Source organism: Bisgaardia hudsonensis (genome assembly GCF_004345785.1).
GTDB classification, from domain to species: domain Bacteria; phylum Pseudomonadota; class Gammaproteobacteria; order Enterobacterales; family Pasteurellaceae; genus Bisgaardia; species Bisgaardia hudsonensis.
Map to the genome: position 1 here is coordinate 113,050 of NZ_SLXI01000005.1, position 14,281 is coordinate 127,330.

8 protein-coding genes are annotated in these 14,281 nt (G+C 34.6%); 7 read left to right on the plus strand and 1 reads right to left on the minus strand.

The window, feature by feature from the left end:
- Positions 1 to 27 precede the first annotated feature (27 nt).
- The gene (locus EV697_RS07725) at positions 28 to 4,170 is read left to right on the plus strand and encodes a S6 family peptidase (RefSeq protein ID WP_132024347.1); all 4,143 of its coding nucleotides are present in this window, start codon (positions 28 to 30) and stop codon (positions 4,168 to 4,170) included.
- Between the two features lie 96 nt (positions 4,171 to 4,266).
- On the opposite strand, the gene EV697_RS07730 is transcribed toward EV697_RS07725, so the two are convergent.
- Positions 4,267 to 5,025 carry a tRNA1(Val) (adenine(37)-N6)-methyltransferase gene (locus EV697_RS07730; RefSeq protein ID WP_132024349.1) on the minus strand — a complete coding sequence of 253 codons (759 nt, stop codon included), beginning with the start codon at positions 5,023 to 5,025 and terminating at the stop codon, positions 4,267 to 4,269.
- A 118-nt stretch (positions 5,026 to 5,143) separates the two neighbouring features.
- On the opposite strand from EV697_RS07730, the gene srmB reads away from it, so the two are divergent.
- From srmB to carB, 6 genes are all read left to right on the plus strand, one after another.
- Positions 5,144 to 6,478: an ATP-dependent RNA helicase SrmB gene (gene srmB, locus EV697_RS07735; protein ID WP_132024351.1), complete on the plus strand. Its 1,335-nt coding sequence runs from the start codon at positions 5,144 to 5,146 to the stop codon at positions 6,476 to 6,478.
- Positions 6,479 to 6,644: 166 nt separating this feature from the next.
- Entirely contained in the window at positions 6,645 to 7,256 is a 612-nt protein-coding gene (gene hflD / locus EV697_RS07740) for a high frequency lysogenization protein HflD (protein ID WP_132024353.1), read from the plus strand.
- 23 nt (positions 7,257 to 7,279) lie between these two features.
- The gene (gene purB, locus EV697_RS07745) at positions 7,280 to 8,647 is read left to right on the plus strand and encodes an adenylosuccinate lyase (RefSeq protein ID WP_132024355.1); all 1,368 of its coding nucleotides are present in this window, start codon (positions 7,280 to 7,282) and stop codon (positions 8,645 to 8,647) included.
- A gap of 8 nt (positions 8,648 to 8,655) precedes the next feature.
- Positions 8,656 to 9,525, plus strand: coding sequence for a mechanosensitive ion channel family protein (locus EV697_RS07750; RefSeq protein ID WP_132024357.1), 870 nt, complete (start codon positions 8,656 to 8,658; stop codon positions 9,523 to 9,525).
- A 316-nt stretch (positions 9,526 to 9,841) separates the two neighbouring features.
- A complete protein-coding gene (gene carA / locus EV697_RS07755; RefSeq protein ID WP_132024359.1) occupies positions 9,842 to 10,972 on the plus strand; it encodes a glutamine-hydrolyzing carbamoyl-phosphate synthase small subunit in 1,131 nt (376 codons plus the stop codon).
- Positions 10,973 to 10,974: 2 nt separating this feature from the next.
- The gene (carB, locus tag EV697_RS07760; RefSeq protein WP_132024361.1) at positions 10,975 to 14,184 is read left to right on the plus strand and encodes a carbamoyl-phosphate synthase large subunit; all 3,210 of its coding nucleotides are present in this window, start codon (positions 10,975 to 10,977) and stop codon (positions 14,182 to 14,184) included.
- Positions 14,185 to 14,281 lie beyond the last annotated feature (97 nt).

Below are 14,281 nucleotides of genomic sequence, written 5' to 3' on the forward strand. Positions count from 1 at the left end.
AAATAAATCTTATACAGGAGTTCACTAATGGGAAAAAATCAAAAACTTAAGCTAACTTTTATAGCTACTTTCATTTCATTATCTATTTCTTATCCAACATTTTCTAGTATTGTTAGAGATGATGTTGACTATCAATATTTCAGAGATTTTGCTGAAAATAAAGGCTCATTTACTGTAGGTGCAAGAGATATCCCTGTTTACAATAAAAATAAAGAATTAATAGGATATGCTCTAGGGAATATTCCAATGCCCGATTTTAGTTCCGCAGATAGAAATAACGCTGTCGCAGCAGCGATACATGCTCAATACATTATCAGCGTAAAACATAATCGAGGGTACTCAACCACTCAATTTGGGGGACAAGGGAATAATCCTGATGCACACCATTATGCCTATTTAATAACGGGGAGGAATAATTATCCAGAGGGACTAAATAATCTAAATGATGATTACCATTTACCTCGTTTACACAAATTAATTACTGAAATTGTTCCTTCAGAGGAAACTGAATATGGAATAGATGGTGCAACTTACCTTGATAAAGACCGCTTTCCTATCTTTGCTAGAGTAGGCTCAGGAACACAAGCCATTAGAGATAAGCAAAATAACAGAACTGGACTAGTAGGTGCATATAATTATCTCACAGGCGGAGTACCTCTTAGAGTAACAGGTAGACGATTCGCTTGGTTTGATACTGGTGGTAGTGTTTTTGATGATTATTATGGTCCTCTCGTAACATATAGCACTCCTGGAGATAGTGGATCTTCTATGTGGGTCTTTGATAAAGAAAAACAAAAATGGTTACATCACTCTGTGCTTAATTTTTATGCAGGAGATCATGGTCATGCAAATACTGGATCAATAACTCGTAAAGAGTGGAATAACACTATTATAAATTCAAATATCATAAATATTGATAATAAATCGACATATCCACTTGTTTGGAACGCCACAAATAACACTAGTACTATTACAAATGAAGATACACCTATTTCTATTGACCTCTATAGCCAAGATTTAAAAGATAAAAAAACAGATACAGCCGGACCCGAACGCCTAGACTTTAATCATGGTAAAACTATACGCTTTACCGGAAATAAAGGAACATTAACATTAAATAACAATATCAACCAAGGTGCAGGCGCTTTATATTTTGAAACTGATTTTGATGTAACTGGTACCGATATAAATACTTTATGGCAAGGCGCGGGGATCTATATTGATGAAGGAAAGACTGTTAATTGGAAATTACATAATCCTCAAAATGATCGCCTATCCAAAATAGGAAAAGGAACGCTACATATTAACGGAATTGGAAAAAATTTAGGAGATATAAGTGTAGGTGATGGAATCGTTATATTGGATCAACAACCAGATCAAACGGGACATAAACAAGCATTTAATCAATTAGGTATTGTTAGTGGGCGTCCAACAGTTATTTTAAATAGTCCAGATCAACTCGATCCTAATAATATTTATTTTGGATTCCGAGGTGGACGTCTAGATATTAACGGTAATAATTTATCTTTTAAATATATCCAAAATGTAGATGAAGGTGCAAAAATAGTTAACCATAACACAGATAAAATTGCTAATTTAACAATTACGAATCGTTCTCTCACAAACATAGAAGATCTAAATATTGGTGACAGAGTAAGTGCTAATCAAGATCTTTATAGATGGCATAAGAAACAATCAGGAAAGCCATATGATTATTTTTTACCTAGAAATAATCGACAAAGCAATCACCCATATTATCCAACAAATCAAACCAGTAACGAATACTGGGAATATTTAGGCGATGACTTAGATGAGGCTAAAAAAATCGCCTTGGAAAGAAAAAATCAAAAACTTTTATATTCAGCTTTTAATGGATATTTCGGTGAAGACAACAACCAATATCCTAATGGAAGAATGAATATAAACTATAATCCAGATTCTAATAAACATTTATTACTTATTTCTGGTGGTATTAATATTAATGGAGATTTATCAATTCATCGTGGTAAATTAGTTTTATCTGGAAGACCTACTCCACATGCTTATGATCACCTTAATCATAAAGAAGTCGTCATTGAAAATGATTGGATAAACCGCACTTTTAACGCAAAAAATATCGTCATATCAAATGATGCAACACTCGATATTGGTAGAAATGTTTCTAATGTGAACAGTAATTTTTCATTGCACCAAAATGCTTCTGCGAATTTAGGCTTCATATCAGGTACTACTCCCGAATGTATTCGTTCTGATTTATCTGGAGTGATTAATTGCGGCATTAAAACTCTCTCTAGCGACACATTATCATCTCTACCTATAACTACAATTAATGGTAATATTACCTTGTCTGATCAGTCTATTTTAAAATTAGGAAGAGCCATATTAACAGGATCTATTCAAGGGACTGATAATAGCGAAACTATACTAAATGCCGATAGTTATTGGAAAATGACTGAAAATAGTACAGTTGGTAATCTTCAACTCACAAAAGGTTCTAAAATAAAATTGAGCCATACTTCAAATTCTGATATCTCCAATAAATATAATGTATTAAATATCTCCCAATTATCAGGAAACGGATTCTTTGAATACTTTACTAATTTAAATGCTAACCAAGGGGATCGCATAATTGTTTCAAATCAAGCAACAGGAGAACATAAATTATATGTCACAGATTCAGGACAGGAACCAAAGACGGACAAATTAACCTTATTGACTGTAAAGAATTTCTCTCAAAATGCCATAAATCTAAATGTTTCTCTTGCTAATCCTAATGAATCTGTTGATTTGGGTACTTACCGATATCAATTAAGACATAAAGATGATAGCTATGTTTTATCTATTGCCCATAAAAATGGCTCTGGTGTAACCGAAGAAAAATATCGAATACCGAAACTCATTCATCAAAACGGCGATGTTATTTTTAATGAAGATAAGCCAATTGTTGAGTTTAAAAATGGTAAAAACGTCCACACTGAAGATAAACCAACTATTGAATTTAAAAATGGTAAAAGTGTCCAAGCTGAAGATAAACCAACTGTTGAATTTAAAAATGGGAAAAGTGTCCAAGCTGAAGATAAACCAACTGTTGAATTTAAAAATGGGAAAAGCGTCCAAACTGAAGATAAACCAACTATTGAATTTAAAAACGGGAAAAGCGTCCACGTTGAAAATAAACCAAACGTTGAGTTTAAAAACGGGAAAAGTGTCCAAGCTGAAGATAAACCTTATCTTAATTTTGAAATACTTAATTTAGTACAACAAGACAATATTGGAAAAATACCTAATACTCAACAGTCTGAAATTATCAGTCGTTATTCTAATACTGGGTTATCAGAGTTGTCTTCACAAACTCATACATTAGTAAATGTTAACTCAACTATTAATAAAGAAGTGATTAACAATAATGCACAAGATCTAAATGTTTGGACAAATATCCAACGCTCAACTTTATTTTCATCTTCTGTTAATTATCGTGAATATCAGCAATCTGGTAATTTAATTCAATTAGGCATAGAAAAATCTCTACACAATGACATTATGATAGGAGGAATATTATCTAATGCCAAAATATCTAATATATTTGATGATAACATTGTAGGGAAGGCTCGATTAACTCAATTTACGTTATATACGAAAAAAATATGGGATAACCAAATTATCTCCAATATTGACATAAGTTATGGAAAATCACATAACGAAATAAATTATAAGAATAGAGTATCTTTTAATCGTAATATTTTCAGTATCGGCTCCATATTAGGAAAATCTTGGAAATTTAATGATTTTGACATAAAACCATCATTGGGTATCCGTTATTATCATATATCTAAAACAAACTATAATTTTGATGGTGCGAAAATTTCCATATCACCATTAGATTTTGTAACGTATCAGATTGGTCTTAATATAAATAAATCATTTATATTTAATAAGTTAATTATCAAACCAGAGTACAATCTAAATTTTGTTGATACTCTATATAAAAATATTAATTTTAAAATTAATAATAATAGATTAAATCAACAAATTGGACGATATATTGAAAATGAATTAGGAATAACTACACAATATGGTCAATGGAATATTAAAATCCATGGTAGTTTATTAAATGGTAATGAAATCAAGAAACAACATACTGTAGGATTAAAATTAAGCTACAACTGGTAATATATTTCCTTAATAAAATATCCCATCTGCATCTCAAAATTGAATTAAGTATAATCAATAGAGATGCAGATTTTTTCAATATAGATCATTGCTAGTTTACATATTCAAATAAAACGCTTTTGTTAATTCTATAAACTGTTCTGTATATTGATTTCTTTCGTTATAAATGACTAAGCGAGTTTCTTTTCTGCTTGTATTTTCTCGACTAAAAGTTAACAGTAAGCGTTGTGGCACTTTACCTTGTTTAGTAATCACTTCGCAATAATCCGTGCAATAAAGTGCGGAAGCTTTTATGAGTTTTTTTGCTGCATCAAAAGGTAAAATAAAACTAATTTGCCCTTTATCAGCTAAACAATTCTCAGCTATATTTAACCAATCTAAATGTGTCTGACTTGCTGTATAACGTGCTAAATTACGTTGTTCATTAGCACAATCTACTCCTTGTGGAAAATAAGGGGGATTCGCGACAATGAGATCAAATTTTTGACCGCACTTTTGTCTATTTTTTGAGAATACATTAATATCTTGATGAAATAATTGAATACATTCTTTCCATTTTGATTGATTAATATTTTCCTGAGCCTGTTTATAGGCATTAACATCTAATTCAACAGCAGAAATTTTATAATTAGCAACACTTTTTTCTGACAATCGTTGTGCCAACATAATAGCTATTAGCCCTGTTCCCGTACCAAAATCAGCGACTGATTGAACATTATCAATATTCACCCAAGATCCAAGTAAAATACCGTCTGTCCCGACTTTCATTGCACAATTATCGTGATTAATTTGAAACTGTTTAAAAGTAAATCCAGCTTTTTTTAATAGCTGTTTTTGTTCTGTATTAGCTGACATTTATTGTTATTCCAAGATGAAATGTGTTAAATATAAGTTTATTCATAAATTTTAAGCAAAAGTGCGGTATAATTTGCCATAAATTAATATTAAGCGAAATAAAAATAGAAATAATTATATGACAACCACAAATTTTGAAGAATTTGACTTAGCACCAGAACTCCTAAAAGCCATTACTAAAAAAGGCTATAAACGCCCAACGACAGTGCAATCTGAAGCGATTCCAGCTGCAATGGAACAACGTGATGTATTAGGCTCTGCTCCTACTGGAACGGGAAAAACGGCAGCATTTTTATTACCGGCCATTCAACATTTATTAGACTATCCTCGTCGGAAACCTGGTGCACCACGTATTTTAATTTTAACACCGACTAGAGAACTCACTATGCAAGTTGCCGAACAAGCAGAAGAATTAGCTTGTTTTACCAATTTGAGTATTGCAACAATTACTGGAGGTGTGGCTTATCAAAATCACGGGGAAATATTTAATAAAAATCAGGATATTGTTGTCGCAACACCAGGACGCTTATTGCAATATATCAAAGAAGAAAACTTTGATTGTCGTTCTGTGGAAATGCTTATTTTTGATGAAGCCGATAGAATGCTACAAATGGGCTTTGGTCAAGATGCAGAAAAAATCTCTGTGGAAACTCGCTGGCGTAAACAAACCTTATTATTTTCAGCGACCTTAGAGGGTGAATTACTTACAGATTTTGCAAGTCGTATTTTAGAAAATCCAGTAGAAATTGATGCGGAACCGAGTCGCCGTGAACGAAAAAAAATCAATCAATGGTATTATCATGCCGATAATAAAGAACATAAAATTAAGTTAGTAGCTCGTTTTATCGAAACAGAAGAAGTAAGCAAAGGAATTGTATTTGTTCGTCGTCGTGAAGATGTAAGAGAACTCTCGGATATTTTACGTAAACGAGGCATTCGCAGTACCTATTTGGAAGGAGAAATGGCACAAACGCAACGTAATAATGCCATTGATAAGCTTAAAAATGGCATTGTAACCATTTTAGTGGCAACAGATGTTGCGGCTCGCGGTATTGATATTGATGACATTAGCCACGTAATGAATTTTGATTTGCCATATAGTGCCGATACTTATACACACCGTATTGGACGTACCGCTCGTGCAGGAAAAAAAGGTACAGCAGTTTCTTTTGTTGAAAGCCATGATTATAAGCTATTAGGAAAAATTAAACGTTATACTGACGAAATTTTAAAAGCCCGTATTTTAGAAGGCTTAGAGCCAAGAACTAAACCACCAAAAGACGGAGAACTAAAAACCACCACCAAAAAACAGAAAGCTCGCATTAAAGCTAAACGTAGTGAAAAGAAAAAAGATAGCACGAAGAAAATCAAGCTACGCCACAAAGAAACAAAAAATATTGGTAAACGTCGTAAACCGAAAATAGAAAATGTGGAAGAAAATCAAAATTCATAAAATAGGTTATTTTTAATATAGTATGTTAACTATTTTACGAGCAAGTATTTAGTAGATCATTAAATACGCAAGGCATTATGGCTACCTTAGCTTTAAAAAAAGCAAAAAAAATGCTATATTGCTCCGCACTTTAGAGAATTTTTATAGGTTTGTTTCAATTAAAACAATGAAAAATTATTATGATATTACCTTAGCACTAGCTGGAGTTTGTCAAGCTGCAAAATTGGTTCAAGAATTTGCGGTAAATGGCGAGGCGACACAGAATGCGTTTGAAACAACGATTAAAAGCCTGACTCAAATGACACCAAATTCAACACTTGATGTGTATGGTGCCGATGAAATGAATCTAAAACTAGGGCTTGAAGTTTTATTGGAACAAATGAATGCACAGAATCCCGATTTAAGTCGTTACTGGCTAGGTATGCTTGCACTGGAAAGTAAACTCAATAAAAATGCGGAAGCAAAATCAGAATTAGCACGCCGTATTCAACGTATTCCAACACAGCTAGCCCATTATGATCTTTTTGATGAACAGATGTTATCAACGCTTGCTGGTACTTATGTTGATGTAATTAGTCCACTTGGAGCAAGAATACAAGTAAAAGGCTCACCAACACATCTACAACAATTATCTATACATAATCGTATTCGTTCTTGTTTATTAGCGGGTATTCGTTCAGCAATACTCTGGCGACAAATGGGCGGAACAAAATGGCAACTGTTATTCTTTCGTCAGAAAATCAGCAATATGGCACAACAAATTTATTCATCTATTTAATTTAATACGAGGAGCAACACTGTATGCAACTTAACGCATTAACTGCAATTTCCCCTATTGATGGACGTTATCAAGATAAAGCCGATGCACTACGTGGTATTTTTAGTGAATTTGGCTTATTAAAATTCCGTGTAACTGTAGAGGTTCGCTGGCTACAAAAACTCGCGACAACCACCCAAATTCCTGAAGTTGCTTCTTTGTCAAAACAAGCAAACGATTACTTAGATCAAATCGTTGTAAATTTTAACTTACAAGATGCGGAACGTATCAAAGAGATAGAACGCACAACGAACCACGATGTTAAAGCAGTAGAATACTTTTTAAAAGAAAAAACAACCGCACTTCCAGAATTAGAAAAAGTATCTGAATTTATTCACTTTGCTTGTACTTCAGAAGATATTAACAATCTTTCTCACGCATTAATGTTAAAAACCGCAAGAGAAACCGTTATTCTACCAGAATGGCAAAAACTCATTGATGAAGTGACTCGCCTTGCGAATGAATATAAAACAATACCATTATTATCTCGCACCCACGGACAACCAGCTTCACCAACAACTATTGGTAAAGAAATGGCAAATGTAGCCTATCGTTTACGCCGTCAATTTAATCAATTACAACAAGTTGAAATTTTGGGTAAAATTAATGGTGCGGTAGGAAACTATAATGCTCACTTGTCTGCTTATCCAAATATTGATTGGCATAAGTTCAGTGAAGAATTTGTTACATCACTTGGCTTAAATTGGAATCCCTACACCACACAAATTGAACCTCACGATTACATCGCAGAATATTTTGATAATGTAGCACGTTTCAATACGATTATTATTGATTTTGACCGTGACTTATGGGGCTACATTGCATTAAATCACTTTAAACAACGTACTATTGCTGGTGAAATAGGCTCTTCTACTATGCCACACAAAGTCAATCCAATTGATTTTGAAAACTCAGAAGGTAACTTGGGCTTAGCTAATGCGATTATGGGGCATTTAGGGGCAAAACTACCGATTTCTCGCTGGCAACGTGATTTAACCGATTCAACAGTATTACGTAATTTAGGCGTAGGATTAGGCTATTGTTTGATTGCTTATGCCGCCACTCGTAAAGGTATCAGCAAATTAGAAGTCAATGAACAACACCTACTTGATGAATTAAATCAAAACTGGGAAGTATTAGCTGAACCAATTCAAACGGTAATGCGTCGTTATGGCATTGAAAAACCTTATGAAAAACTTAAAGAATTAACCCGTGGTAAACGAGTAGATGAAAAAGCAATGCGTGAATTTGTAGAAACATTAGCTATTCCCGCAGAAGAAAAAGTACGTTTACAACAGTTGACTCCTGCAACCTACATTGGTGATGCAATTAAGTTAGTAGAGAAACTTTAGGATAAATAATGGAAACAATAGATGCAATAAAATCCATCGAGATAGGGACACTTCTAGAGAAATGGGTTATTCCCTATGGAACAAAAATTATACTTGCTATTATTATTTTTATGGTGGGGAAATATTTAGCTAGAGTAGTCAGTCGATTAGTCGGACGAGCAATCTTAGTATCAACAAAAGATGAAATGTTACAAAGTTTTGTTACATCTATCGCCTACTTCCTATTTTTGTTGGTCATTATTATTGCGTCCCTTTCACAATTAGGTATTAATACTAGCTCATTAGTGGCATTAATTGGTGCGGCTGGTTTAGCTGTCGGTTTAGCATTACAAAATTCGCTACAAAATTTTGCAGCAGGAGTAATGATTTTAATCTTCAAACCCTTTAATAAAGGGGATTTTATTGAGGCAGGCAATATCTCAGGCACAGTAACGCAAATGGGATTGATTGTTTTAGAATTACGCACCGCAGATAATAAAACTATCTTAGTACCGAATTCCTCTGTTTTTAATAATAGCATTACCAACTATTCTAGTAATGAAACTAGACGTATAGACTTTATTTTTGATATAAGCTATGAAGCTGATATTGAAAAAGCAAAAATTGTTATACACCAAATATTAGAAAATGATCCTAGAGTACTAGCAGATCCTCAGCCTCTTGTGGTAGTAGGGGCCTTAGCCGCAAGTAGCGTACAACTCTTTGTTCGTCCTTGGGTACAAACCACTAATTATTGGGCAGTACATTTTGATATTACAGAAAAGGTTAAAATTGAATTTGATAAAGTAGGAATATCCATTCCTTATAATAAATTAGATTTAAATTTACCAAATAATCCTGTAATAAAAATCGAACGAAATACAAAAAAATCGACTTAATTTATCGCGTAATCTATCATGAACAAACGGTCAATTTTAATAAAAATAAAATTGACCGTTTATTTTATACGTATCCCTTAGTACAACTGAAAATAATCTCTAACTTATCTCTTGAATAAGCAAATTTTGTCATTTAGAATGAAAAAGTATTAACTAAAATTAGTTGATTCAAGAAATTCAATTTAATACGTGACATTTTTTAACCTAACGTCTATTATCAAAAGTGCGGTCGTTTTTTAGAAAGTTTTACACATTATTAAATTGAGGTTAATGAACATTCGTAAGTGTTCAACCAATTACATAACAGGAGTAATTTATGTCTGAACCAGCAATCTTAGTATTGTCTGATGGTAGTATCTTTCGTGGTACATCTATTGGTGCAGTCGGTCATACCATTGGCGAAGTCGTTTTTAATACGGCAATGACTGGCTATCAAGAAATTCTTACCGACCCTTCCTATTTTAAGCAAATCGTTACTTTAACCTATCCCCATATTGGCAACACAGGAACGAATACGGAAGATATTGAAAGCAACGCTGTTTATGCCGCTGGCTTAATCATTCGAGATTTACCTTTGCTACACAGTAATTTCCGCTCAAAAATGAATTTAAGTGATTACCTTATAAAAAATAATGTGATTGCAATTGCCGATATTGATACTCGTCGCCTTACTCGAATTTTAAGAGATAAAGGTGCACAAGCGGGTTGTATTATGGCGGGTAATATTGATGAAAAGAAAGCTCTCGAACTTGCACTAAGCTTTGGCTCAATGGCAGGAAAAGATCTCGCACAAGAAGTATCTTGCGAAAAACCATACCAATGGACTCAAAAAGAATGGCAATTAGGTAAAGGCTATCTTGAGAACACCGATACCCAATTTAATATTGTGGCTTATGATTTTGGCATCAAACACAATATTTTACGTATGCTTACAGAGCGTGGTTGTAATATTACCGTGGTACCAGCAAAAACAACTGCCGAAGAAGTCCTAGCCCTAAACCCTGATGGTATTTTCTTATCTAATGGACCCGGTGATCCCGAGCCTTGTGACTATGCAATTATCGCTATTCAACAATTATTAAAAATGAAAAAACCTATTTTTGGTATTTGTTTAGGGCATCAACTTTTAGGATTAGCTGCTGGTGGAAAAACTAAAAAAATGGCATTTGGTCATCATGGAGCAAATCACCCAGTACAAGATCTTGAAACGCAAAAAGTGTTAATTACTAGCCAAAACCACGGTTTTGAAGTGGATGAAAATAGCTTACCTAAAAACGTAAAAATTACTCACCGCTCTTTATTTGATAATTCAGTTCAAGGGATTGAATTAACCGACCAAGTGGCATTTTCTTTCCAAGGACACCCAGAAGCAAGCCCTGGTCCAAATGATGTCGCTTATTTGTTTGATAAGTTTGTTGATCATTTAAGACTGACTAAAGGAATTTAAAAATGCCAAAACGTACAGATATAAATACAATACTAATCATCGGAGCGGGACCGATTGTAATTGGTCAAGCCTGTGAATTTGATTATTCAGGCGCTCAAGCCTGTAAAGCCTTGCGAGAAGAAGGCTATAAAGTCGTATTAGTCAATTCTAACCCTGCAACTATTATGACCGATCCAGATATGGCGGATGTCACTTATATTGAGCCGATTGAATGGAAAACAGTAGAAAAAATCATTGAAAAAGAACGCCCAGATGCCATTTTACCCACAATGGGCGGGCAGACTGCATTAAACTGTGCATTAGATTTATCAAAACAAGGTGTTCTGAAAAAATATAATGTAGAATTGATTGGAGCCACAGAAGATGCCATTGATAAAGCGGAAGATCGTGGTCGCTTTAAAGAAGCAATGGAGAAGATTGGCTTAAATACCCCTAAATCTTTTGTTTGCCATAGTTTTGAAGAGGCTTGGGCAGCCCAAGAAGAAGTCGGTTTTCCAACCTTAATTCGTCCTTCATTTACAATGGGTGGTTCTGGTGGTGGTATTGCTTATAATAAAGATGAATTTTATACTATTTGTGAGCGTGGCTTTGATGCTTCCCCAACTCACGAACTATTAATTGAACAATCAGTTTTAGGCTGGAAAGAATATGAAATGGAAGTTGTGCGTGATAAAGCTGATAACTGCATTATCGTTTGCTCCATTGAAAACTTTGATCCTATGGGTGTGCATACGGGTGATTCGATTACCGTTGCTCCCGCTCAAACCTTAACTGATAAAGAATATCAAATTATGCGTAATGCTTCTCTTGCAGTATTACGTGAAATCGGTGTTGATACGGGTGGCTCTAATGTTCAGTTCGCCATTAATCCTGAAAATGGCGAAATGATTGTTATTGAAATGAACCCTCGTGTTAGTCGCTCTTCTGCTTTAGCGTCAAAAGCAACGGGATTCCCGATTGCCAAAGTAGCAGCTAAATTAGCCGTAGGTTATACCCTAAATGAATTGCGTAACGATATTACTGGTGGCTTAATTCCAGCGTCCTTTGAACCCTCTATTGATTATGTGGTTACAAAAGTGCCTCGCTTTGCTTTTGAAAAATTCCCTCAAGCCGACGATCGTTTAACCACACAAATGAAATCCGTAGGCGAAGTGATGGCGATGGGACGAACTTTCCAAGAAAGTTTACAAAAAGCCTTACGAGGTTTAGAAACAGGAATTTGTGGTTTTAACTTACTGTCTGATGATCAAGAAAAAGTACGAATGGAATTAGGTAATCCTGGTCCAAGTCGCATTCTTTATGTTGCCGACGCTTTTGGTTTAGGTATGAGTTTAGAAGAAGTTCACCATTATTCTAAAATTGATCCTTGGTTCTTAGTACAAATTGAAGATCTTGTAAAAGAAGAACTTTCCCTAGAAAAACGTTCTCTTGATGAACTAGATTATGCAGAATTACGCCGTTTAAAACGCAAAGGTTTTTCAGATAAACGAATTGCTCAATTAACAAAAACTACTGAAAGTGCGGTCAGAAATAAACGTTATTCTTTAAATCTCCACCCTGTTTATAAACGTGTGGATACTTGTGCTGGCGAATTTAGTTCTGATACAGCTTATCTCTATTCAACCTATGAAGAAGAATGTGAAAGTCGTCCTACTGATAACAAGAAAATTATGATTTTAGGCGGTGGTCCAAACCGTATAGGACAAGGGATTGAATTTGACTATTGCTGCGTTCACGCCGCACTCGCATTACGAGAAAGTAGTTTTGAAACTATTATGGTGAATTGTAATCCTGAAACCGTTTCAACTGATTTTGATACCTCTGATCGTTTGTATTTTGAACCTCTTACTCTTGAAGATGTTTTGGAAATTGTCCATATTGAAAAACCTTATGGGGTAATTGTGCATTATGGTGGTCAAACTCCTTTAAAATTGGCAAATGATCTAGAAAAAAATGGGGTTAATATTATTGGTACCTCTGCTGACAGCATTGATGCGGCAGAAGATCGAGAACGTTTCCAAAAAATCCTACAAGATTTGCATTTAAAACAACCTAATAACCGTACTGCACGAAATGTTGAGGAAGCTATTACTCTTGCTGAAGAAGTAGGTTATCCTTTGGTGGTTCGACCATCCTATGTTTTGGGCGGACGTGCAATGCAAATAGTTTATCATGTTGATGAACTTAACCGTTATATGCGTGAAGCGGTACAAGTCTCGGAAGATAGCCCAATATTATTAGATCATTTCTTAAATAATGCGATTGAAGTAGATGTTGATTGTATTTCTGATGGAGAGCAAGTAATTATTGGTGGCATTATGCAACATATTGAGCAAGCAGGTATTCACAGTGGTGATAGTGCTTGTTCTCTACCACCTTATTCATTAAGCCAAACTATTCAAGATGAAATTCGTCGTCAAACTATTGCGATGGCAAAAGCATTAAATGTTGTGGGCTTGATGAATGTACAATTTGCAGTACAAGATAATCAAATCTATGTATTAGAAGTAAACCCAAGGGCAAGTCGTACTGTGCCGTTTGTAAGTAAAGCAACAAGTCAACCTCTAGCTAAAATTGCCGCCAGAGCAATGGCTGGTATTAGTTTACGAGAACAAGGTATTCTCGGCGAAATTGTACCGCACTTTTATGCAGTGAAAGAAGCGGTATTCCCATTTATTAAGTTCCCTGGGGTTGACACAATTTTAGGACCTGAAATGCGTTCAACAGGTGAAGTGATGGGGGTTGGAAAAACCTTCTCTGAAGCCTTCTTAAAAGCTGAATTAGCTGCCAATGAAAAAATCCCTAAAACAGGAAAGGTATTTTTATCCGTAGATAATAAAGATAAAGAGCGTTTATTACCTGTGGCTCGAGCCTTACAAGAACAAGGCTATGGATTATGCGCAACACTTGGTACGGCAAAATTCTTAAAAGAACAAGGGATTTTTGCTCAAACTATCAAAAAAGTACGTGAAGGTCGCCCACACATTGTAGACGCAATCAAAAACGGGGAAATTGCGATGGTAATAAATACCGTAGGAAGCCTACCTGAAAGTATTACTGATAGCCATTCTATTCGTCGCAGTGCATTGCAACAAAAAGTGTTTATCCAAACAACATTGGCTGGTGCAGAAGCCTTAGTCGAAGGAGTTAAAAGTATTGATAATTGCGATGTGTATTCCTTACAAGAATTACATCAACAATTAATCCAATAATCCCCTACACTAAAACAACAAAACCGCCTAACTTTTGGGGTCCATACCAAAACAGGCGGTTTTTATTTACTATAAACTTAGCAATTAAAAACAACTT